Annotated in this window: 23 protein-coding genes; all 23 read left to right on the plus strand. The window is 32.8% G+C overall.

Annotated features, from left to right (window positions below; all coding sequences use genetic code 11):
• Position 1: 1 nt before the first annotated feature.
• Positions 2–244, plus strand: coding sequence for a hypothetical protein (locus tag PRVXT_RS07465; protein WP_350345034.1), 243 nt, complete (start codon positions 2–4; stop codon positions 242–244).
• A 12-nt stretch (positions 245–256) separates the two neighbouring features.
• On the plus strand, positions 257–934 hold the full coding sequence (locus PRVXT_RS07470; protein WP_350345035.1) for an ATPase: 678 nt from the start codon (positions 257–259) through the stop codon (positions 932–934).
• A gap of 128 nt (positions 935–1,062) precedes the next feature.
• On the plus strand, positions 1,063–2,604 hold the full coding sequence (gene rny, locus PRVXT_RS07475) for a ribonuclease Y (RefSeq protein ID WP_350345130.1): 1,542 nt from the start codon (positions 1,063–1,065) through the stop codon (positions 2,602–2,604).
• 47 nt (positions 2,605–2,651) lie between these two features.
• Positions 2,652–3,410, plus strand: coding sequence for a TIGR00282 family metallophosphoesterase (locus PRVXT_RS07480; RefSeq protein WP_350345036.1), 759 nt, complete (start codon positions 2,652–2,654; stop codon positions 3,408–3,410).
• Between the two features lie 93 nt (positions 3,411–3,503).
• On the plus strand, positions 3,504–3,764 hold the full coding sequence (gene spoVS, locus PRVXT_RS07485; RefSeq protein WP_350345037.1) for a stage V sporulation protein SpoVS: 261 nt from the start codon (positions 3,504–3,506) through the stop codon (positions 3,762–3,764).
• A 214-nt stretch (positions 3,765–3,978) separates the two neighbouring features.
• Positions 3,979–4,923 carry a dipeptidase gene (locus tag PRVXT_RS07490; RefSeq protein WP_350345038.1) on the plus strand — a complete coding sequence of 315 codons (945 nt, stop codon included), beginning with the start codon at positions 3,979–3,981 and terminating at the stop codon, positions 4,921–4,923.
• A 16-nt stretch (positions 4,924–4,939) separates the two neighbouring features.
• Positions 4,940–5,770, plus strand: a complete 831-nt coding sequence (locus tag PRVXT_RS07495) for a PHP domain-containing protein (RefSeq protein ID WP_350345039.1) — start codon at positions 4,940–4,942, stop codon at positions 5,768–5,770.
• Entirely contained in the window at positions 5,725–6,753 is a 1,029-nt protein-coding gene (locus PRVXT_RS07500) for a GntR family transcriptional regulator (RefSeq protein WP_350345040.1), read from the plus strand. The genes PRVXT_RS07495 and PRVXT_RS07500 overlap by 46 nt, the downstream gene beginning before the upstream one ends.
• Positions 6,754–6,805: 52 nt before the next feature.
• Positions 6,806–8,143, plus strand: coding sequence for a VanW family protein (locus PRVXT_RS07505; protein ID WP_350345041.1), 1,338 nt, complete (start codon positions 6,806–6,808; stop codon positions 8,141–8,143).
• A gap of 116 nt (positions 8,144–8,259) precedes the next feature.
• Complete coding sequence (locus tag PRVXT_RS07510) at positions 8,260–8,832, plus strand: phosphate propanoyltransferase (protein ID WP_350345042.1); 573 nt, start codon at positions 8,260–8,262, stop codon at positions 8,830–8,832.
• Between the two features lie 415 nt (positions 8,833–9,247).
• Positions 9,248–10,003, plus strand: coding sequence for an FMN-binding protein (locus PRVXT_RS07515; protein WP_350345043.1), 756 nt, complete (start codon positions 9,248–9,250; stop codon positions 10,001–10,003).
• A 639-nt stretch (positions 10,004–10,642) separates the two neighbouring features.
• The gene (gene miaB / locus PRVXT_RS07520; RefSeq protein ID WP_350345044.1) at positions 10,643–11,983 is read left to right on the plus strand and encodes a tRNA (N6-isopentenyl adenosine(37)-C2)-methylthiotransferase MiaB; all 1,341 of its coding nucleotides are present in this window, start codon (positions 10,643–10,645) and stop codon (positions 11,981–11,983) included.
• 89 nt (positions 11,984–12,072) lie between these two features.
• The gene (mutS, locus tag PRVXT_RS07525) at positions 12,073–14,595 is read left to right on the plus strand and encodes a DNA mismatch repair protein MutS (protein ID WP_350345131.1); all 2,523 of its coding nucleotides are present in this window, start codon (positions 12,073–12,075) and stop codon (positions 14,593–14,595) included.
• A gap of 14 nt (positions 14,596–14,609) precedes the next feature.
• Positions 14,610–16,487, plus strand: a complete 1,878-nt coding sequence (gene mutL / locus PRVXT_RS07530) for a DNA mismatch repair endonuclease MutL (protein ID WP_350345045.1) — start codon at positions 14,610–14,612, stop codon at positions 16,485–16,487.
• Positions 16,487–17,257, plus strand: coding sequence for a class I SAM-dependent methyltransferase (locus tag PRVXT_RS07535; protein WP_350345046.1), 771 nt, complete (start codon positions 16,487–16,489; stop codon positions 17,255–17,257). The genes mutL and PRVXT_RS07535 overlap by 1 nt, the downstream gene beginning before the upstream one ends.
• Before the next feature lie 2 nt (positions 17,258–17,259).
• Positions 17,260–18,189, plus strand: a complete 930-nt coding sequence (gene miaA, locus PRVXT_RS07540) for a tRNA (adenosine(37)-N6)-dimethylallyltransferase MiaA (RefSeq protein ID WP_350345047.1) — start codon at positions 17,260–17,262, stop codon at positions 18,187–18,189.
• Between the two features lie 72 nt (positions 18,190–18,261).
• Positions 18,262–18,486, plus strand: a complete 225-nt coding sequence (gene hfq, locus PRVXT_RS07545) for an RNA chaperone Hfq (RefSeq protein WP_350345048.1) — start codon at positions 18,262–18,264, stop codon at positions 18,484–18,486.
• 94 nt (positions 18,487–18,580) lie between these two features.
• A complete protein-coding gene (locus PRVXT_RS07550) occupies positions 18,581–19,504 on the plus strand; it encodes an AAA family ATPase (protein WP_350345049.1) in 924 nt (307 codons plus the stop codon).
• A gap of 18 nt (positions 19,505–19,522) precedes the next feature.
• Complete coding sequence (locus tag PRVXT_RS07555; RefSeq protein ID WP_350345132.1) at positions 19,523–20,104, plus strand: GTPase; 582 nt, start codon at positions 19,523–19,525, stop codon at positions 20,102–20,104.
• Entirely contained in the window at positions 20,085–20,648 is a 564-nt protein-coding gene (locus PRVXT_RS07560; protein ID WP_350345050.1) for a hypothetical protein, read from the plus strand. The genes PRVXT_RS07555 and PRVXT_RS07560 overlap by 20 nt, the downstream gene beginning before the upstream one ends.
• Positions 20,611–20,811, plus strand: coding sequence for a hypothetical protein (locus PRVXT_RS07565; protein WP_350345051.1), 201 nt, complete (start codon positions 20,611–20,613; stop codon positions 20,809–20,811). The genes PRVXT_RS07560 and PRVXT_RS07565 overlap by 38 nt, the downstream gene beginning before the upstream one ends.
• Positions 20,812–20,882: 71 nt before the next feature.
• Positions 20,883–22,139, plus strand: a complete 1,257-nt coding sequence (locus PRVXT_RS07570) for an aminotransferase class I/II-fold pyridoxal phosphate-dependent enzyme (protein ID WP_350345052.1) — start codon at positions 20,883–20,885, stop codon at positions 22,137–22,139.
• Positions 22,140–22,245: 106 nt separating this feature from the next.
• Positions 22,246–22,848, plus strand: a complete 603-nt coding sequence (locus PRVXT_RS07575) for a DNA-3-methyladenine glycosylase (RefSeq protein WP_350345053.1) — start codon at positions 22,246–22,248, stop codon at positions 22,846–22,848.
• Positions 22,849–23,028: the final 180 nt, after the last annotated feature.

The raw sequence follows: 23,028 nt of genomic DNA on the forward strand, positions 1-23,028 counted from the left end.
TATGTCAATGACAAACGAAATAAATACTTTAAAAAAAGAGTTAGAAAAGCTAAGAGCAGATAGATATAAAGCCGAAGCTAAAATGGATTCTTTAAAACATCAAAAAGAGGATTTAGTTAGTGAAATAAAAAAAATGGGGGTAGACCCTGAGGATTTAGATAAAGAAATAATAAAGCTTGAGAAAGAAATAAATGATTTGATTGAGGAAGTTAAAGAAATGATTCCTAACGAATTACTTAAGTAGGGGGAATTGCTTATGGAGTCTAAATTAACATCGCTAAAAAATCAACTTGATATTGCTAACACAAAACTTGCCATGATAGAAGGGCAGAGGAATCAACTGTTAAAACATAAAGGTTTAGTTGAAACTGAAATAAAACAATTAAAAGGTGAGTTAGATATTTATTACCAAGTAAGGGCTTTACTCAATAAGTCATCGGACCACGGGCGAAATCAAGCCAAGCGACAAATAGAAATACTTGTTACTAATGCTTTACAGTTTATATTTGATGAAACTTATAGTTTTAAAATAGAATTTAAAGAAGTGAGAAATAGAGTGGAAGCTCAATTTCTAGTGTGTTCAGAGTACAATGGTAAAAAAATAAAAACCAACCCTGAAGAAGCCAGAGGTGGTGGAATTGTAGATATAGTTTCATTAGCACTAAGGATTGCTATTTTACAAACTTATAGACCGACCTTGGAGGGGCCTTTAGTGTTAGATGAACCGGCTAAGCATGTAAGTGAAGAATATGTCAATAAAGTTGTAGAGTTTTTAAATCATGTGAGTAGTGGATTTGACAGACAGATTATACTAATTACCCATAACCCTTACTTGATGGAAGCATCGGATAAATCTTTTCAAGTAGAGTTAAGAAATGGGATAACCACTGTACGGGAAGGTAACTTACTTGACACTATCTGTAAAAAACTATAAAATGTAAAGAGGTTATATTCGTGATATAATAAATTATTAGAATTAACACACATATGTGTAAGTTCGTTGTATAACCTAAAAGTTCATATTATTGTTATAGTTTTATTTTTATTAAGGGGGTGAACATAATTTCAACAACATTAATTTGGATAATCATTCCCTTGGCTTTGTTGATTGGCTTAGGGTTAGGTTATTTGATACGTAAAGCTATTGCAGAAGCAAAGATTGCATCTGCTGAGCAGGAAGCTAAAAATATTTTATCTGATGCAAAAAGAGAGGCAGAAGGCAAAAGGCGTGAAATGATACTTGAAGCAAAAGAGGAAATATTAAAGCTTCGTAGTGAATTTGAGAAAGAATCAAAAGAACGCAGACAAGAGGTTCAGCGGCTTGAAAAAAGAGTTATGCAAAAAGAAGAATCTCTAGACAGAAAAACAGACAGTATTGAAAAAAGAGAAGAGAATTTAGCAAACCGAGAAAATCAAATCAAAAAACAAGAAGAACAAGTGAAAAATGCTCAAAAAGAGCAAGTTAAAGAACTGGAAAGAATATCTTCTTTAACAACTGATGAAGCGAGAGAGCAACTATTATCCGATGTTGAAAAAGAGTTACAACATGAAATGGCTGTTATGGTTAAAGAGGCTGAGAATCAAGCAAAGCAAGACGCAGAAAAGAAAGCTAATCGCATTATATCTACTGCTATACAGCGCTGTGCTGCAGATCATGTAGCAGAAAGTACAGTCTCAGTAGTACCTCTTCCCAACGACGAAATGAAAGGTCGAATAATAGGGCGTGAAGGTAGGAATATTAGGGCTTTAGAGACTTTAACTGGTATTGATCTTATTATTGATGATACTCCAGAAGCTGTGATTTTATCAGGGTTTGACCCAGTAAGAAGAGAAATTGCCAGAGTTGCATTAGAAAAGCTTATATTAGATGGAAGAATTCATCCAGGGCGAATCGAAGAAATGGTTAATAAAGCCAAAAAAGAAGTGGACAACCAGATCCGCGAAGAAGGTGAACAAGCTACTTTTGAAACCGGTGTACATGGCATCCATCCTGAGCTTGTAAAATTATTAGGAAGACTAAAGTTTAGAACAAGCTATGGACAAAATATCCTAAAGCACTCTTTAGAGGTGGCTCATCTGGCAGGAATTATGGCTGCTGAATTAAATGCAGATATCAAACTAGCTAAACGCGGAGGCTTACTACATGACATAGGAAAAGCTGTCGACCATGAGATGGAAGGTCCACACGTAGCTATTGGAGCAGAATTAGCTAAAAAGTATAAAGAGTCTCGAGAGGTTATACATGCCATCGCTGCTCATCATGGAGATGTAGAAGCACAGACAGTAGAAGCCGTTATTGTTCAAGCAGCGGATGCCATTTCAGCTGCAAGACCGGGGGCTCGAAGAGAAACTTTAGAAAACTATATTAAGCGTTTAGAAAACCTTGAAAATATAGCTGATTCTTTTGAAGGGGTAGAAAAGAGTTTTGCAATACAAGCTGGTAGGGAAGTAAGAATAATGGTACAACCTGACCAAATTGACGACGCAATGGCTACTTCTATTGCTAGAGATATAACCAAAAGAATAGAAGACGAACTGGAATATCCCGGTCAAATAAAGGTTATTTTAATAAGAGAAACAAGAGTTGTAGAATACGCAAAATAAAGGGAGAAATCCCTTTATTTTTTTACACAAAATATGGAGGTATTATAATGAAAATAATTTTTATTGGTGATATTGTAGGTAAACCTGGTCGTAAAATACTAAAAAATAAACTTCCAAGCTTAATTGAAAAGTATAGCCCTGACCTTATAATAGCTAATGGTGAAAATGCTGCTGGAGGTAAAGGCTTGAACCAAAGAGTTGCTGATGAACTATTTGAGTCTGGTATTGATATTTTAACAATGGGAAACCATGTATGGGATAAAAAGGAGATCTTTAATTTTATACAAGGTGACAAAAGAATAGTAAGACCAGCTAACTATCCTAAGGGGACCCCTGGCAGTGGTTTTACAAAGGTTGAAGTTAATGGGAAAATAATATTAATACTTAACCTTTCTGGTATAGTTTATATGCCACCATTAGATTGTCCGTTTAAAGTTATTGACGAGATGTTAAATGTAGATGATTATGATTATAGCTTGTTAGATTTTCATGGAGAAGCCACTTCAGAAAAGATTGCCATGGGATGGTACTTAAATGGAAAAATTGATGCAGTAGTAGGAACTCACACTCATGTGCAAACATCCGACTACCGTAGACTTGATAAAGGGACATTATACATAACCGATGTTGGAATGACCGGCCCATATAACGGAGTTTTGGGTGTTAAAAAAGAAGATGTTATAAAAAAATTTGTCACTAAAATGCCTACGCGGTTTAATATAGAAACTGATGGACCAAAACAATTAAATGCCGTTTATTTAGACTTAAATTCTGAAAAGATTTATCCTATAAAAGAAATAGAATAGAAAAATTTGCAAAAAAAAGCAGGTATTTTTTTCCCGCCGTTGAATATATATTACAGAGAAGTAACCAAATAACTACAGAGGGGGAAATATCTAGTGGAAGTATTAAAAGTATCAGCAAAATCAAATCCTAATTCAGTCGCAGGTGCTTTAGCTGGAGTATTAAGAGAAAAAGGAGGAGCAGAGATTCAAGCAATTGGTGCAGGAGCTTTAAATCAAGCGGTAAAAGCGGTAGCTATTGCAAGAGGCTTTGTAGCCCCTAGTGGTGTTGACTTAATTTGCATACCTGCATTTACCGATATTCAAATTGATGGTGAAGAGAGGACTGCAATTAAGTTAATCGTTGAACCTCGCTAATAACAAAGACCTGTTTACATTGTAAACAGGTCTTTATCTTATTTATTGCAGTTTAACTGAAGATAGGATCAGATTAACACTCAGTGAATTTAAAAATAATGTTTCTATTTAAAAAATAACAATCAATGGGGTAAGGAATTTATACTTCTAGAAAATTAACCATGTTGATGATAAAATATACTATATAAAAAAGGTCAAGAGGAGGAAATTTTTAATGAGTAAAAAGATTCCCATTATTGATGGACATTGTGACACCGCCTTACTGCTCGAGGAAGAAAATTATGACTTTTTTGGCAAAAACCAGCTGGGGCATATAGATTTTAATCGCTTAAAAGAGGCTGATGTTAGGTTACAGTTTTTTGCTGTTTTTGTAAATCCTCAAATTAATCAGTTTAATATTTTGGAGAAAGGTTTAGATAAATTAAACCAAATTCTTAAAGTTATAGAAGATGATGAAGATATTTTTTTGGTTAAAAATAAAGCAGATTTAAACAAATTGCAAAAAGGCAAATTGGGGATATTAATAAGTGTAGAAGGTGGAGATGTTATAGGAAAAAATATTCAAATCCTGGATATTTTTTATAGACTTGGAATGCGTTCTTTGACTCTTACATGGAGTAACAACAATTTCATATCCGATGGAATTTCTGATAGTAGAAACGGCGGTTTGACTAGCTTTGGTAAAGAAGTTATTCAAGAGATGCATGAGAAAAATATTATTTTAGATGTTTCCCATTTATCTGTTGCAGGTTTTTGGGATGTTGTAGATAACTATAAAAAACCTATAATAGCTTCTCATTCAAACTGTAAAACGGTTTTTAGCCACAAACGTAGTTTAGATGATAAGCAAATAAAGGCGATTGCAAACTCCAATGGACTTATAGGTATAAATTTTGCGCCACATCAACTTTGGAAAGAAGGGAATGCAGATTTAGATATTATCATAAGGCATATGAAACATCTAAAAAATCTAATTGGGGTCAAGCATATAGCTTTAGGAAGTGATTTTGATGGAGTGTCAAAGTTGCCAAAGGGAATAAAAGATGTAACATCTTTCCAAAGGTTATTTTCATCAATGGAAAAAAACGGTTTTTCTGAAGTTGAAGTTGAACACATAGCTTACAATAACTATTACAATTTTTTAAATACTAACCTGTAGATAATGGAGGATATATATGGATCTGCATATTCATTCAACTTGTTCTGATGGTTCTTTAACGCCAGAAGAGATTGTAAAAAAAGCTAGTGAAAAAAAATTAAAAATCATATCTATTACTGACCACGATGAAATTTCTGCTTATAAGTTAGCAAAACCAAAGGCTGATAAGTTAGATATAAAACTAATACCAGGAGTAGAAATAAACACAGAAGTCAACAAAAAAGAGGTACATATCTTAGGGTACTTTATAGACGTAAATAATAAGTACTTAATTGAAGGGTTAGAGAAGTTAAGAGAACAAAGAGAGTTAAGGGTCAAAAAGATAAGTGAAAAATTAACTCATCTGGGTTATCCATTAACTTATGATGAAGTCTGTCAGGTTTCCCAAGGGAAGTCAATAGGAAGGGTACATGTAGCAGAAGCAATGATAAAAAAGGGATATGTTTCAAGTATAAGGGAAGCATTTAATAGCTTTTTAGCGACTAGCGAGAAAGCTTATGTGCCTAGGTATAAGCTTTCTCCAAATCAAGCTATAAAACTAATACATAAAGCTGGAGGGGTAGCAGTATTAGCACATCCTGTACAAATTCAAGATGACCAATTAGTTACGGAGTTGACAAAGTTTGTAGATGGAATTGAAGTGTATCATAGTGATCATAGTTCAGAAGACATAAAAAAATACTTGTCATATGCTGAAAAAAGTAGTTTAATAGTATCAGGAGGCTCAGACTGTCATGGAAGTTCAAAAGGTATGCCGTTTCTGATGGGTACTGTGCTGATACCTGAATCAGTTAAAATACCATGGAAATTGGGAAAGGAGGAGCTGTTATCACCAAGTTTAGAATAGAAAAAAATGCAAAAATACCATTATATGTACAGGTAAAAAACAATATAAAAGAGTTAATTAAAAAAGGAGAATTAAAACCTGGTACAAAAATTCCTACAGAAAGAGAGCTTTCTAAGGAATTAAATGTCAGCAGAAACACTGTTAGCGTAGCCTTTCAAGAGCTAGAAAGTGAAGGTTATTTAGATTGTAAGCAAGGTAAGGGTACCTTTGTTTCCGAAATAGACGAGGCATTGAAGAAAGAAAGCAGAAAAGAAAGATTGTTAAAAATGATAGATATCACTTTAGATGAAGGTAGGTCTTTAGGATTTTCCATAGACGAGATTTTAGCAATAGCCCATGTCCGTGGCCGTGAAAAAAAAGAGATTCTTCATAAAATTAAAGTTTTATTTATAGAATGTAACAAAGAGCAAGGTGAGTATATTTCAAAACAATTATCTACTGACTTAAGCATCAATGTAGAGCCCATAGTGCTTGATAATCTTTTAGCTAATCCTGAAAAGTACGAATTCTTGATATCTCAGTCAACTATAATAATAACAACTTTTTTCCATATAGAACAAGTTAAAAAACTTAGCGATTTTGCTGGCAAAGATGTCATTCCTATAGCTTTATCACCTCACTTAGAAACAATTGTTAAAATAGCAAGATTCCCTGCGGATCAGAAAGTGCTATTAGTTTGCAAATCACAAACTTTTGCTAATAAAGTAATTTCTAGCCTAAAAAGTGCAGGTATCTCCCACTTAGAAATAGATACCTTTCTACAAGCGAGAAATAAACAAAGCGAATTTGAGAAAGTTATTGATGATTACAAATATATAATTACCTCTCCTGGACACCAGCATATGACTTCAAAAAAAGCTAAAATGGAAAATGGCAATAAAGAAGTTTTAGAGTTTAACTTTAAACCCGATTTGGCATCTATAAACTTATTAAAAAGTGCACTACTAGAACAAAGAGATAAAAAAAACTCAATATCATTATAAATACGTATATTTAAATCACCTCTTTGATAAATAATAAAAGGGGTGATTTTTTTTGAAAAAAATCCATAATCACATTAAAATTTCTTTTGTTATTTTTTTGGCAGTGTTGATCTTAACTTGTATAACACACAAAATCTATTATAGAAATGTTTTTTTTACAGGTACTTATATTAATAATAACTATGTTGGAAAAATGTCTATAGAGGAGAGTTTAACGTTTTTTAAGGAGGAACATTTTAAAGAAGAAAATGTTACTTTAACTTTAGATGAGCAAAAATGGGAGGTACCATTAGAGCAGTTTTTATTAGCAGATTTCAATGATTTAAATTTAGCCCTTGTCAACATAAAAAGAGAGCAGAGGGTTATCAATCCTTTAAAATACTTCACAATAATAAGAAATCATAAAAAAGAACATGCGAAATATAACTTAGATCTTTTTGATAACCAAGCTATTAAAAAAAAGTTAGATGAAATTGCACAGGAGGTAAATTATGAACCTTTAGATGCAAATATGTCTGTACGAAATGGTGACGTTGAAATTTCTAATCATCAACGAGGTAAAGTGTTAAATATTGAACAAACTAAGGCTGTTATAATTTCTAACATGCAAGCAGGTTTATATACAACAAATGTCGAGCTAAAAGTAAAAGAACCGGAAGTTACTGCAGACGATCTTAAAACACTAAATGTCACCGATAAAGTTACTTCGGTTTCAAGCAATTTTACAGATAGCACCGAAAACAGAATTTACAATATAAAGAAGGCTGGAAATAAAATTGACCATTTTCTTTTATGGCCTGGGCAAGAATTTTCTTTTAATGAGGTAGTAGGTAAGGCAAACAAGGAAAATGGATATAAGGAATCTTTAATTATAGTAGATAGTGAGTTTGTTCCTGGATATGGTGGTGGAGTTTGCCAAGTGTCATCAAATTTGTACAATGCAGCTCTTAAAACTAATCTTGAAATAATTGAAAGACATAACCATGGCAGACCAGTAAGCTATTTTGATTTAGGATGGGACGCAACCATTGCGTATCCCTACCTAGACCTTAAATTTAAAAATAATTCACCTTACGGTGTTTTAATTGACATACATTACACAGAAACGGAGATAATTACTGACTTTTACAGTTTTCCACCAGCCTTCCCAAAAGTAGAGCTTGTCCAATCAGATTACGAAAAAGTGGAATTTGAAGTAAAGTATAAAAAAAATATTGAACTGGAGCCAGGGGAGGAGTCGGTAGTTTCTGAAGGAAAAGATGGTTATAAAATTTCAACTTGGAGAAATATTATTTTTTCTGATGGAAGTGTTTATAAAGAAAAACTATTTAGTGATTTTTACAAACCTGTTCCAAAGGTTATAGAAAAAAACCCCGAGGATATGGAATAAAACTTATCTAAAAAAACTGTTCTATATCTTGAATTCATAACTGTTTCATGTAATAATCTAGGTATGAACCGAAGAAAATAAAAGTAAATCGGTTAAAATGATAAGGGGGTTATTTTATGTCAAATAAAGTTCCGGTAGGTGTATCTAATCGACATCTTCATTTATCTACAAAGGATATTGAAACGCTATTTGGGAAGGGTTATGAGTTAAAGCCCTTAAAAGATCTTTCTCAGCCAGGTCAGTATGCAGCAGAGGAGGTAGTTACTGTAGAAGGTTCAAAAGGACAAATTGAAAAAGTAAGAGTTCTTGGTCCTGCTAGACAACAAACCCAAGTAGAAGTCTCAAAAACAGATTCTTTCAAATTAGGGATTAAACCTCCTGTCAGAGATTCAGGAGATATTGCTGACAGTTCGAGTGTAGTTTTGAAAGGCCCAAAAGGTCAAGTTCAATTAAATGAAGGTGCTATAATAGCTCAAAGGCATATACATATGCATACTTCAGATGCCCAAAAATTAGGCCTTAAAGATAAAGAATTAGTATCTGTAAAAACAGAAGGAAAACGATCAGTTACCTTCAATAATGTACTGATTAGGGTTAAGGACTCATTTGCTTTAGAATTTCACATTGATACAGATGAGGCTAATTGTGCTGAATTAAAAAATGGGGAACAGGTGGAAGTTCACAAATAAAAAAAGAGGTGGCTATATCCACCTCTTTTTTGTTGATGAAAAAGACTTGCGTCTACAGCTTTAGTTTAAAGTATATCTATTCCTGCAGGAACACGCTATCGCCTTTTTCATCTTCATTTATAGGGTTTACAGTTTAACAATTAAATAAACAAACAAATATAGGAAAATGTACAATAATGAAGAAATACATAGAAATCAAGAGAAAACAACTCATATTTTACAAAACAAGCTAAAATTTGTTAAAACTAGTACTTCTATACTAGAAACACATGTGGTATAATTATAGACGAAGAATGAATGTGAATTGAAGAACAAAATTTTAATTTAATTAACATCTGATTCTATTTAATCTGTAATAAAAGGCAATAGCCTTTTATATAATAAAATTTTTTATTTAATTGGGAGGAGATTTATTATGAAGAAGTTTTTAATCATGGCAGTAGTGTCAGTAATGGCACTAGGCTTATTTGCAGGCTGCTCAGGGGAAAGTATGTACGAAGACGGTACTTATGTAGCGTATTCAACAGATAATAACTGGAGAGGATACCTTGAAACTACAGTTGTTATTGAAGATGATGAAATTGTTTCTATTGATGTGACTGAATACAACAACTTAGGTGAAGTTAAAGATTACGCTTCTTACGGAAGTGAAGAAGCTGGCTTTACAGGTGAAACCTTAGAAGAGGCACATACTACTGTTGCCCAAAACATCATTGATAGTAACTCAACTGATGTTGATGGTTTTACAGGCGCAACTAGCTCTAGCGATAAGATTGTAGATGCAGTAGAAGCAGCATTAGCTAAAGCTGACGGTTCTGCTGAAGGAGAATATTTTGATGGTTCTTTCTTTGGTGAGTATTCTAGCTATAGCGAAGATAGAGAAACAACCACATATTATACTGCAGTAGTTACAGTAGAGAACGACAGTATAGTAGATGTTGAACTAAGAGAATTCCAAAAGCCAGATGGTGAAGAGGTTATAGAAAAAGACGAAGAATATGCAGAAGGTACCCCATTTGAAGGAGAATGGCAAGAAGCAGTAGCAGAAATGCCAGGTAGATTTGTGGAAGCAGACGCTGCTGAGGTAGAAGTGTTTACTGGTGCCACAAGTTCTTCTGAAGGATGGATGCAAGCTGTTGAAAAAGCTTTAGAAAGAGCTTCAATAAACTAATAAATACTAAAACCCTTGTTAACTAAACAAGGGTTTTTTATGTGCACTCATCATATACTAACTTGGCGACGAAAGCCGAGAACTTAGTAGTATGAACGGTTAATCAAAGCAAAGGTGTTTATTAAAGCGTTAATTGGTCACTAAAACGTCGAAATCCATTGCTTAATTGGGGGAAGATAGGGCCTTGAAACTAGATGTGATCCTGATTTGTAAGATTTTTAAACACATCATAAAAACTTATTTTAAATAATCCAAGGCTAGTACCAAATACAATTATAAGATAAACAAATTCTATAATTGACCAAAATGTAGCTAGTTTTGAAAAAAATTTAGTCCCATCATGTGGCTAATTTATATGTTTTCGTGGACATATTTTAAAAAGATAAATAAGTGCACAAAAAAGGTTATAGGCTCTTGAGCCATAGCCTTTTTTGTATAGAAGTTGAGTAAATAGATTTTTTGTCATTAGACATCAAAGGAGATTATAGAATGCTGTTTACGTGTGGGAGTAAGGAAAACTTGATAAAATTTTCTTGCTCCACAATTTTAACAAGGGTTTGTTTTAAATTTTACTGTATATTATGTTATAATAAAGTGTAATATAGCAAAATGTTGATATAAATGGAGGAATAGTAGATAATGAATGATAGTATAGATAAGCAGTTTAAAATTCTTACATACGGTTGTCAGATGAATGTTCACGATAGCGAAATCTTAGCTGGCATGTTAGGCCAACTGGGATATAGAGAATCACTTAACGAGGACGATGCTGATATTATTTTAATTAACACTTGTTCTATAAGAGATAAAGCAGAGCAAAAAGTTTTTGGAAAAGTAGGCGCGTTGAAAAAATTAAAGGCTAAAAAACCTGAACTAATAATCGGGATTTGCGGTTGTATGATTCAGCAACAACAGGTTGCTAAAAGAATTCAAAAAGATTTTCCCCATGTAGACTTATTGTTTGGAACTCATAATATACATCAACTTCCACAAATGATTGAAAAAGTTCTAGCCAAAAAAGAACGAGTGCTTGAAATTTGGAACGAAGAGGGAGAAGTTATTGAAGGTCTACCAAAACTTAGAGAAGATGGCATAACGGCGTGGATTACAATTACATACGGATGTAATAATTTTTGCACTTATTGTATAGTGCCCCATGTAAGGGGAAGAGAGCGTAGTAGACAGCCTAGTGATATAATTTCTGAAATTGAAGATATAGTAGCTAAAGGCTATAAAGAAGTAACTTTACTTGGTCAAAATGTAAACAGTTACGGTAAGGATTTTGACAATGAATATGATTTTGCAGACTTGCTCTGTGAAGTGTCTAAAATCAAAGAGTTAAAAAGAGTTAGATATATGACTCCCCATCCTAGAGACTTTACTGATAAACTTATAGATGTTATTGCATCTCATGATAAAATATGTAATCATTTTCACCTACCCGTTCAATCCGGAAGTAGTAGGGTTTTAAAATCAATGAATCGAGGTTATGATCAGCAAAAATATCTCAGTCTTATTGATAAGATTAAAAATAAAGTTAATGATTTTTCGATAACTACCGATATTATAGTTGGATTTCCTGGGGAGACCGAAAAAGATTTTTTAGAGACCATAAAAGTTGTAGAAGCAGTAAAATATGACTCAGCGTTTACATTTGCTTACTCACCTCGTCAAGGGACACCTGCCTCAAAGATGGAAGTTCAAGTTCCACAACAGGAAAAAAGTCAACGTTTACAAAGGTTAATAGAAACCCAAAATAATATCTCCAAACAAATTAATGATTCATATGTAGGGCAGGTATGGGATGTACTTGTAGAAGGCACTAGTAAAAATGACCCCAGCTATATTTCGGGACGAACTAAAACAGCAAAAATAGTTAACTTTGCTGGTGATAAAACCCTAATTGGCAAGGAAGTAAAGGTTAAAATAACAGATAGTCAGACATGGAGTCTCACTGGTAAAATATTAGAAGAAGAGTAGTTATAAGCCGGAGTATTCCGGCTTATAACGTTATATGATTTTAAATGTTAGGAGGTACTGAAATAGTGGCTAAATCAAGTATTACACCTATGATTCAACAATATATAGATATAAAAAACGAGCATAAAGACTGCTTACTTTTATTTAGGGTAGGGGATTTTTACGAACTATTCTTTGAGGATGCTAAAATTGGTGCTAAAGCTTTGGAAATTGCCCTCACATCCAGAGACGGTGAAGACGGGATACCTCTTGCAGGCATACCTTGTCATGCTCTTGATACTTATCTAGCTAAGCTGTTAAGACAAGGTTATAAGGTTGCTATATGTGACCAAGTTGAAGACCCTAAGCAGGCTAAAGGTATTGTAAAAAGGGAAGTAGTAAAAATAGTAACTCCCGGTACAATAATCGATGAAAACTTACTTGATGCTAAAGACAACAACTTTATGTGTGCTTTAGCTTGCTATGGAAACAAAGCTGGATTGGCATTTGTAGATAATTCAACTGGCCAGTTTTTTTATACAGAAGGGCGGTTAAGTTTTGAAAGCATAAATAGAATTATTTCTAAATATCTTCCTTCTGAATGTATAGTTAGTTCTGAGTTTCCACTTTTATCAAAGCTACGTCGACTCACCTTAAATATTTCAATCCATGAAGTTAATGCAGAAGTCACTTCAGATTTTAATCCACTACTTGAACAAATTATTAACCATAAAGCTGGTCTGGAAGCTGTCAAATTACTAATCTGTTACTTAGCAGAGACTCAAAAAAACTCTTTAGCCCATCTTAATAAAATAGACTATATAAACCTAAATCAGTATATGAATTTAGATTATACATCTATAAGGAACTTAGAGCTTATAACTACAATTAAAGAAAATAGAAAAAAAGGTTCCCTTCTTTCTGTTATCGATAAGACCGAAAGTGCTATGGGCGGTAGGAAGCTAAAACAATGGCTTTTAAGCCCTCTATTGAATATTGAAGAAATAAACCATCGTTTAAATATGGTTGATTCGTTATTAGAAGATGGGTTGCTTTTAAAAAACTTAAAAGACTGCATTGGTCAAATTTATGACTTAGAACGATTGTCAACTAAAGTGGCATACCAAACAGTAAACCCCAAGGACTTAGTGGCTTTAAAAAATTCACTACAAAAAATACCTCAAATAAAAGAACTACTTATAAAGTCAAACACAAAAAGTTTAGTTAGTTTAGCTAACAGATTATGCAGCTTAGATAGATTGGCTAACATTATAGAACAAGGGATTGTTTCTTCGCCACCCACTACGATAAAAGACGGAGGAGTTATTAAACCAGGATTTAACAAAGAATTAGATGATTTAATTTACACAGCAAATAATGGCAGAAAATTATTAGCAGAATATGAGGAAGAAGAAAAAACGAAAACTGGCATTAAATCTCTAAAAGTGCGGTATAATAAAGTTTTTGGATACTATATTGAAGTAACCAAAAGCAACTTAGATCTTGTTCCAGAAAGCTATATCAGAAAACAAACCTTAACTAATGCAGAAAGATATTATACCGAAAACTTAAAAAGATATGAGGAACTGATATTAGGAGCATCCGAAAAAATAATCCAGTTAGAATATGAACTTTTTTGTGAGATAAGAAGCTCTGTATTAGAATGTATTGAGGAAATACAAAACAATAGTAATGTTTTAGGAGAACTAGATTGTTTGTGCTCCTTCGCTACCTTGTCTATAGATAATAACTACTGCAAGCCTAGGTTAAGTAATGACGATGAGATTTCCATAGTTAACGGAAGGCATCCAGTAATAGAAGAGACTATTGGGAGAAAAAATTTCATATCTAACAACACTTTATTAGATTGTCAAGATAATCAGGTATTAGTAATCACAGGTCCCAATATGGCTGGCAAATCAACATATATGAGACAAGTTGCACTAATCACCCTTCTTGCACAAATTGGTTGTTACGTACCTGCTGAAGAAGCAAAGATTGGTATTGTAGACAGAATTTTTACTAGGGTAGGTGCAAGTGATGACTTATCTTCTGGGCAAAGTACTTTTATGGTAGAAATGACAGAGTTGGCAAATATACTAAAAAATGCTACTTCCAAAAGTTTAATTTTATTAGATGAAGTAGGGCGAGGAACAAGCACTTTTGATGGCATGAGTATAGCACAAAGTGCCATAGAGTATTTACTAGAAAAAGATAAAATTGGTGCTAAAACTTTATTTGCTACCCACTATCATCAGTTAACTTCTTTGGAGGACAAGTTTAACGGGGTTAAAAACTATTCGATTGCCGTTCAAGAGAAAAATGATTCTATTACTTTTTTACACTCTATTAAAAAAGGGGGAAGTGATAGAAGCTACGGTATACAAGTGGCCAAACTTGCAGGGGTTCCCTCTCCAGTAATTCAACGTTCCAATGATATTTTAAAAGTCATAGAAGAAGACTCTGTTACTAAAAAACAGGTAAGCACTACACAGCAAGATATATTTGATTTGATTGATAATAAAAATCAAGAGTTTATAAATGAAATTAAAGATATTAATGTTGATGAAATTACACCTATGGAAGCGCTAATTATCTTACAGAAGTTACAAAAAAAGGTTAAAAATTGTTAAATGGAGTTGGTCTGATGAAAAATATCAATATACTCCCTTCAAGTGTAGCTAATAAAATTGCTGCAGGGGAAGTGGTTGAGCGCCCTGCCTCCATCGTAAAAGAACTTGTGGAAAACTCCATTGATGGACAAAGCAGTTTTATTGAAGTTTATGTTGAAAATGGAGGAAAAGATAAAATTGAGGTAGTGGATAATGGCATAGGCATAACGAGCAAAGAAATCTCTTTAGCTTTTAAGCGTCATGCCACAAGTAAAATACAAAGTGAAAATGATTTAGATGGCATAAACTCTTTAGGTTTTAGAGGTGAAGCACTTCCTTCAATAGCTGCTGTAAGTAAGGTTGAGGTTCTAAGTAAAACAGCTTATGAAGATACAGGTGTTAAATTTAAGTTAGAAGGTGGAATCAATGAAGAGATTTTGCCTGCTCCTGCAAATGAAGGCACTAGATTTTTAGTTAATGACCTTTTTTTTAATACCCCAGCTAGAAAAAAATTTCTTAAAACAACGGCAACAGAACTGGGATATATAACAGATATTATAGGGAGATTTGTGCTATCTAATCCCGATATTTCTTTTAAACTCTATCATAATGATAGGAGACTTTTATCATCAAGTGGAAATGGTAGCTTAAAGCAAGCTATTGCTGATGTATTAGGGGCAGCCACAGCCGAAAATACTTTAAAAGTAAACAGTAAGTCCGAAAAAATAGATATTCAAGGCTATGTTGTAAAACCATCTATAACTAAAAGCAATAGAAGTGGTCAGTTTATTTTTATTAATAATAGAATTATAAAAAGCAAATTGCTAACTAAAGCTATAGAAGATGGATACAAAACATTATTACCTCAGCATAGGTATCCAATTGCAGTTTTGAAATTATGGCTTCCTCCTAACATAATAGACGTTAATGTTCATCCCTCAAAACAAGAAGTTAAATTTGATAATGAACGAACAATTTATCAATGTTTAAAAGCTGCAATTGATTCAGCCTTAATGGACAAACCTCTAGTGACAGAGTATAAATACTCCAAACTAAATAAAAGTGATAAGGGTAGCTTAACTAATAGTAACTCTTCAAAACCCACCTTTTCCCATCGGAATAATAATCGTTTGACAACCGAAAATAATGTGACGGAACAGTTATCTTATTTAGAAAAGTTAACTAAAAATAATTTTTCCAAAGATAAAGAATTTCATACTGACAGTTCTACTGTACATGAAGGCGTAAATAATGATTTATCAACAAAGTCTGAAAAGTTACCAACAAAGCCTATATCTAAAAGTAAAATACAAACCCCTGAAATTATAAATCCTTTTTTTACTTCGTTGCAAATATTGGGGCAGTTTAGCCAAACATATATTATATGCAAAGATACAGACAATATATATTTAATAGATCAACATGCTGCTCAAGAAAAAATATATTATGAAAAAGCTATTAGTCAATTAGGAAAACAAGTTTCCATTCAAACTGTAATACCAGAAACTATAAAATTAAATGGTGCACAAATAAATATTATCGAAGAAAATAACTTAACTTTGAAAAAGCTTGGATTTGATATAGAAGTAATGGATGGTAATAACATTATGATAAGAGGGTTACCTTTTTTCGTTAACAAAACAGTGAGTATACAATTAATGCTAGATTCTTTGGAGGAAATATTTATTAATGATGAACTAAGTAGCTTAAAAAAATTTAAAGATGCCGTTTTAGCGCTAATCTCATGCAAAGGAGCTATTAAAGCTAACCATAAGCTGACCCACGAAGAAATGCAAAGTCTTTTAAATCAATTAAGCTATACAAGTAACCCTTATAGTTGCCCCCATGGTAGACCAACGGTGGTATCTTTGGATAAAAAAAGTATAGAAAAGATGTTCAAACGGGTGAAATAATGGGTATAATATGCACAACTTCACAAAAGCCAACAGAAAAAATGAAACAAACTTCTAAAAAGATAGCTGAACTGGTTGACGGTAAATACGTACCAAGAAAGAACCTGGGGTCCCTAAATAGACACACTTATGTACTGGTAGTTACAAAATCTGCTGTTAATGCTTATAATAATGGAAAAAAATTCACTTTCCATCCTAGTATGGCAATGTTAAGAATCAAAAGAATTGACAACAATGAAATAGATACTTTTACAAAGTTATTAGGAGACATATCAGGTTGGCGAGTTTTAGATTGTACTTTGGGATTAGGAGCAGATACTTTAGTATTAAGTAAATTAGTAGGAAACACAGGTTTTGTAACCTCCCTTGAAAAATCCAAAATAATATACCAGGTTGTAAAAAGTGGATTTGAAAACATTATTTATAACTACCCAGAACTATACAGTTTATCCCGAAACGTCCGTTTAACGAATATTGACTTTAACAGGTATTTAGATAATGTAGAAAGGAATTCTTATGATTTAATTTACTTTGATCCTATGTTTCAGAAGCCTTTAGAAAATTCCGCAGCAATTTCTTCTTTGCGAGGTATTGCTCACAGTAGCCGCAATTTAAGGCAAAGTATAACAAAAGCAAAAAGAGTAGCTAAAGAGGCGGTAGTTGTAAAAAATAACAAAAATTATCCTTTTAATTCTATAGGTCTTGATAATACTTTTACCCTTCCCTCAAGTTCAGTTAGTTATGGAATTTACATAAAAAAGGAGGATTAGCTTTGGAAGAAAACTATTCTGTTATCTTAGGCCCAACTGCCAGTGGTAAAAGTTCTTTAGCTATGGATCTAGCTAAAGAAATAGATGGAGAGATTATTTCTGCTGATTCTGCACAAGTTTATAAATATATGGATATAGGAACGGCAAAACCCACTTCAAAAGAACAGTCACAGATACCTCATCATATAATTGATGTTATAGCACCAAATGAAATATTTAGCGTCTATGATTTCCAAAATCTAAGCCAAAAAGTTATTACTGAAATTAAAAAAAGAGGCAACTATCCAATAGTGGTAGGCGGTACTGGTCTTTTTGTTAGGGCACTTACAGAGGATTTTTCTCTGGTAGAAGTACCAGAAGATAAAGAGATAAGGTTCAAATATCAAGATATTGGTCAAAAAAAAGGTAATTATTATTTACATAGTCTTTTAAAAGACAAAGATGAATATGCTTATAAAAAGTTACATCCTAATGATTGGCGACGTGTTATAAGAGCATTAGAAGTTTATGAACTAACTGGAAAGTCCATTTATCAACTTCAACAAAAAGATGAAGACATAGAGAACAAGCAGATAAATTTCTATGGTTTATGGATGAACCGTCAGCGTTTATACAGTAGAATAAATGCTAGGGTAGATCAAATGATAAATGATGGATTAGTTGAAGAAGTAAAAACACTTTTGAAACTTGGTTTTTCTAAGGAGAGTAATGCTTTAAAGGCTATTGGATATCGGCAAGTTATTATGTATTTAGATAACCAAGTAGATTATAATGAAATGGTACGCTTGATTAAACGAGACACAAGACGATATGCCAAAAGACAACTTACCTGGTTTAGAAAAATGAATAATATTACATGGTTTGACCTTGATCAGCGCAGTATCACAGAAGTAAAAACAGAAATTTTAAAGCAGCTGCAGGAAAAGTCATAATAAAAAAAGAATATAAATAATAATAATTTCATGAAGGTTAAGAAAATTATGATTTAATTAGGAGGGAGCAGTATGGGTAAAGCTCATAACCTGCAAGACTATTTTCTTAATTATGTAAGAAGAGATAGTATCAAAGTTACTCTTTTATTAACAACTGGACAACAAATTAAAGGACTAGTAAAAGGTTTTGATCCATTTACAGTAGTCATCGAAGATGGAGAGAAACAACAATTGGTTTATAAGCATGCTATATCCACCGTGATTCCCGAAAAAGAAGTAAATTTGATAAAAAATTAAGACTTAGGCATATGCCTAGGTCTTAATTTTTACTTTTGTTACATATACATTATTATGCAATGTAAAAACTTAATTACTATATGGAGATGGCTTTATGAATAAAAATAAAATCTTGGCTAATGTAGAAAATGGGAAAATATCCCCAGTTTTTGCTTTAAAACAACTCAGAGGGGAGGATGAGCATAGAAACCACGCTTGCAAAGAGCAGCTTTGGGAACTTGATCCTATTAAAGAATTGAACCAACTTGTTGGATTAGATAATGTAAAGCAACTAGTAACAGAAGTAACGGCCTTTTTATCAATCCAGAAACGTAGAAAGGAAGAAGGTCTCATAGCTGAACCAGTAGTAATGCACATGATTTTTAAAGGTAATCCAGGAACTGGGAAAACAACAGTAGCTAGAATATTTGGAAAAATATTTAAACACCTTAACTTTTTAGAAAAAGGGCATTTGGTAGAAGTAGAAAGAGCTGACTTGGTTGGGGAATACATTGGTCATACAGCCCAAAGAACTAAAGAAAAAATCAATGAAAGTTTAGGCGGAATTTTGTTTATTGATGAAGCTTACTCTTTAGCTCGAGGAGGTGAAAAGGATTTTGGCAAAGAGGCTATAGATACATTAGTAAAAGCAATGGAAGATAAAAAAGATGAATTTATTTTAATATTAGCTGGGTACAGCTATCAAATGAACAATTTTCTCAACACAAATCCCGGCTTGAAATCGCGATTTCCAATTCATTTGAACTTTGATGATTACTCCGTCGCTAATTTAATGGAAATAGCAGATATGATGTTAAAAAATAGGCAGTATAAAATGTCTTCAAAAGCCAAAATAAAGTTATTTAAAATGCTTAAACAAAAAGAACAGCAAGATTTTTATAACTTTGCCAATGCTAGATTGGTTCGTAATATTATAGAAAAGGCTATTAGGCTACAAGCAGTGAGATTAGTTAACAAAAAGACTATAACCAAGGAAGAATTGTTAACTATTAATGAGATAGATATAAAGGACGAATAGGAGGAATATCTATTGAAAGTGCTAGTGACTGGAAAACCAAATGTTGGAAAGACGATGTTTGTTCTAAATTTGGCCCAACACTATAATGTAAAAAATTTAATATATATAATGAAATCAACAAATGGGATAAGTCATAAACGAAAACTGTCAATAAGAGACTGTAAAAAGTTATTAATCGATGACAAACCTAATTCCACCAAAAGCATATATGACTTTAAAATCCCAATAAAAAAAGGAAAAGGATATATTGAACTTTCAATGATGGATTCATGCGGAATCACTTCAGAAATCCACTCAGACAAAATAGTTAGAGCTGGTATCGCTCAAGCAATTAGCCATTATAATAATAGTGACGCATTATTTCATGTGGTAGATAGTCATAATTACACAAAAATGTCACCGGTTGATGAAGAAATATATGGTTTTGGAAGTGAATTAGGGTATTATCTTGTTCTTGCTAATAAAATTGATTTATTAAGTTCTGAAATGGCCCTTTCAAAAGTAAAAAATGATTTTAAAAACGCAATAGTTATACCAATTTCTGCAAAAGAAGGCAAAGGGTTTAAGGAGGTGTCTTACTATGTTAATAAAATTCTTTAGCTTACTATTAGTTTATATCTTTACAGGTATAGTTATAAAATATCTAGATGACTTTGTCGATGGTGATGCTGATAAAGATAATTTCCCGTATTTTTTGGTTCTATTTAGCTGTGCTACGCTAATATATGCTGAGTTAGCAATTTGTCTTTTATGGGCAGCATATGGGATTGGGATGATTCCAAACTTGAAAATAAAATATGCTTATAATTTAAATGGCCTAATTGAATTGACAGTAATAACAATTGCTGGGTGCTTTGTTTTTGGGTTCTTAAATTTTATTTTTTATCTAATTTTGATGATGTTTATTCAATTAACCGATGACTTGCTTGATCTACCTATCGATAAATTTGACAATAACTATGCTAAAAAGTATGGCGTTATAGAAATATCACTTCTTTCAGTAAACTGTTTGTTAATATTACTTTACTTAAATTTTTTGTATACTGTAGTTGCTCTTGTGGCATATGTGCTATTGCAGTGCTATTACTACTATAGGAGGCGAGCAAATGATGGGCAAAGTGATTTTAACCTTTTTAATGCTTAATACCGTCTTTTTAATTGGATATAGTGTAGGACGGAGAATGGGTTTAAAGCAAGGGGAAAAACAAGGGTACAACCAAGGGAAAGCCCTATTACGATTAAAAGCTAACACTAGTAGAACATGTCCAATTTGTAATAAAACCGCTTCAGGGGTAACCCGAAATTAGAGAAAATATTAAACTTAGCCATTATCCTATGTTATAATAATATATAAACTAAATTTAATGGAGGGTTTAACTTGCACAGTTGGGTAGATGAAATTAAAAATAATAAACTTCGTTTTTTAATAAGAGATTCCAACAATTACTTAAAAAAAGTATATGATAACATAGATGAAAACTTAGAAAATAATCAGCATAAAGTTTTAAAAGCATTTCAGAAACATAAGATAACAGAAAACCATTTATTAGGATCTACAGGTTATGGATATGGAGACTTAGGGAGAGATGGATTAGATGATATTTATGCCACTGTTTTTGGAGGGGAAAAAGGATTAGTAAGATCTCAATTTGTATCGGGTACTCACTGTCTTTCTTGTTGCTTAAATGCTCTGCTATCCAGAGGAGATGAATTACTTTATGTAACTGGAGATCCTTATGACACATTAGAAAAAGTAATCGGCATAAATCCTCATGCTAATTCTTTGATTTCAAAAGGGGTAACGTATAGTTCAGTAGAACTAAAGAATAATATGGAGTTAGATTTTGAACAAATAGAAAAAGCCATAACTCCTAAAACAAAGGTGATAGGAGTTCAGCGCTCTAAAGGTTATTCATTAAGAAGTTCTATTGCAGTAGCTGAAGTTGAAGCCTTAGTAAGATATATTAAAAGAATTAAAAAAGACTTGATTGTATTTGTAGATAATTGCTATGGAGAGTTTGTGGAAGGTAGAGAACCTGCAGAGGTAGGAGCTGATGTAGTTGCGGGTAGTCTTACAAAAAATCCCGGGGGAGGCTTAGCCAAGACAGGCGGCTATGTTGTAGGGAAAAAAGAATACATAGAAAAGGTAGCAGAAAGTTTAACAGCAGCTGGCTTAGGAAGTGATATTGGAGCTTCCTTGCAAAATAATTTGGACTTTTATCAAGGCTTTTTCAAAAGTCCTAAAATAGTCTCTGATAGTCTAAAAACAGCTGTGTTTATAAGTTTTTTAGCACAGAAACTTGGATTTGAAGCTACTCCTAACTTCAATAGCTTTAGATATGATATTGTACAAACTGTAACTTTTAAAGATAAAGATAAGTTATTATCTTTTTGTAGAGGGATTCAAAAGCACTCACCTATTAACTCTTTTGTTTCTCCTATACCTGATTATTTGCCTGGATATCAAGACCCAGTGATAATGGCAGCCGGTACTTTTATTCAAGGATCATCCATTGAACTTAGTGCTGATGCACCCATAAAACCCCCTTATACAGTTTTTGTACAAGGTTCTTTATCTTTTGAACATGGGAAAATTGCTGCTGCTATGGCTTTTGATGAGTTATTAGAGACGTAGATAAGACTGCTAAATGGCCTAGACAGTTCGTGGACTTTATAAAAACACTGCTATGCTGTAGAACAGTATAATTGTCTAAAGTTACTTAAGTAAGGAGGGCAGACAGTTGCAATTAGGTGAAAGCTTTTATACAAAAAGCGCATTATATGTAGCTAAAAACCTTATAGGGAAAAAATTAGTTAGAAGAGTTAATGATAATAAAGTTTTAGTAAGCAGAATTGTAGAAACAGAAGCTTATATCGGGCCCGAAGATAAGGCGTGTCATGCTTATAATAATAAACGAACCAATAGAACTGAAAATATGTTTTTAGAAGGTGGATTAGCATATATATATCTTATATATGGGTTACACCATTGTTTAAATGTAGTGACTGGTCCTATTGATAAACCAGAAGCAGTATTGATTAGGGCCGTAGAGCCGTTAGAAGGTAAAGAAATTATGAAATATAATAGAAAAGTTAATATCAGTGATATTAAAAAATTGACAAATGGCCCAGGTAAGCTTTGTCAAGCTTTACAAATTGACATGAGTTTAAACGGATATAACTTAGTAAATGGTACTGCTTTATATATAACAGAAGATAAGGGTAATCAGGTAAATTTGGATATCGCTGCAGCTAAAAGGATAAATATAGACTATGCACAGGAATACAAAGATAATCTATGGCGTTTTTACCTGAAAGGAAATAAATTTGTTTCTTTACTATGAAAAGAGAGAGAAGCTTAACTGCATCTTTCTTTTTTAACTTATTGTCCTTCTATCACTGCCAAGTATGGGTTCTATAAGATATTTAGGCGTCATAAAAAGTCTAATCTTACTAATCAAAGGCTAGTAGGGGATACAATTAAAAGTTATCCCCATATTCTATGACTGGCCAAGCATGTAGCT

This window comes from Proteinivorax tanatarense, from assembly GCF_040267685.1.
GTDB classification, from domain to species: Bacteria; Bacillota; Proteinivoracia; order Proteinivoracales; family Proteinivoracaceae; genus Proteinivorax; species Proteinivorax tanatarense.

What these genes read in the sequence shown, in the direction of transcription:
- PRVXT_RS07515 (WP_350345043.1), top strand. Translation starts at nt 9,248, where the DNA reads ATGAAGAAGTTTTTAATCATGGCAGTAGTGTCAGTAATGGCACTAGGC.
- PRVXT_RS07510 (WP_350345042.1), top strand. Translation starts at nt 8,260, where the DNA reads ATGTCAAATAAAGTTCCGGTAGGTGTATCTAATCGACATCTTCATTTA.
- mutL (WP_350345045.1), top strand. Translation starts at nt 14,610, where the DNA reads ATGAAAAATATCAATATACTCCCTTCAAGTGTAGCTAATAAAATTGCT.
- PRVXT_RS07535 (WP_350345046.1), top strand. Translation starts at nt 16,487, where the DNA reads ATGGGTATAATATGCACAACTTCACAAAAGCCAACAGAAAAAATGAAA.
- mutS (WP_350345131.1), top strand. Translation starts at nt 12,073, where the DNA reads ATGATTCAACAATATATAGATATAAAAAACGAGCATAAAGACTGCTTA.
- PRVXT_RS07550 (WP_350345049.1), top strand. Translation starts at nt 18,581, where the DNA reads ATGAATAAAAATAAAATCTTGGCTAATGTAGAAAATGGGAAAATATCC.
- PRVXT_RS07495 (WP_350345039.1), top strand. Translation starts at nt 4,940, where the DNA reads ATGGATCTGCATATTCATTCAACTTGTTCTGATGGTTCTTTAACGCCA.
- PRVXT_RS07490 (WP_350345038.1), top strand. Translation starts at nt 3,979, where the DNA reads ATGAGTAAAAAGATTCCCATTATTGATGGACATTGTGACACCGCCTTA.
- PRVXT_RS07560 (WP_350345050.1), top strand. Translation starts at nt 20,085, where the DNA reads ATGTTAATAAAATTCTTTAGCTTACTATTAGTTTATATCTTTACAGGT.
- hfq (WP_350345048.1), top strand. Translation starts at nt 18,262, where the DNA reads ATGGGTAAAGCTCATAACCTGCAAGACTATTTTCTTAATTATGTAAGA.
- PRVXT_RS07465 (WP_350345034.1), top strand. Translation starts at nt 2, where the DNA reads ATGTCAATGACAAACGAAATAAATACTTTAAAAAAAGAGTTAGAAAAG.
- PRVXT_RS07480 (WP_350345036.1), top strand. Translation starts at nt 2,652, where the DNA reads ATGAAAATAATTTTTATTGGTGATATTGTAGGTAAACCTGGTCGTAAA.
- miaB (WP_350345044.1), top strand. Translation starts at nt 10,643, where the DNA reads ATGAATGATAGTATAGATAAGCAGTTTAAAATTCTTACATACGGTTGT.
- PRVXT_RS07470 (WP_350345035.1), top strand. Translation starts at nt 257, where the DNA reads ATGGAGTCTAAATTAACATCGCTAAAAAATCAACTTGATATTGCTAAC.
- PRVXT_RS07565 (WP_350345051.1), top strand. Translation starts at nt 20,611, where the DNA reads ATGATGGGCAAAGTGATTTTAACCTTTTTAATGCTTAATACCGTCTTT.
- PRVXT_RS07500 (WP_350345040.1), top strand. Translation starts at nt 5,725, where the DNA reads ATGGAAATTGGGAAAGGAGGAGCTGTTATCACCAAGTTTAGAATAGAA.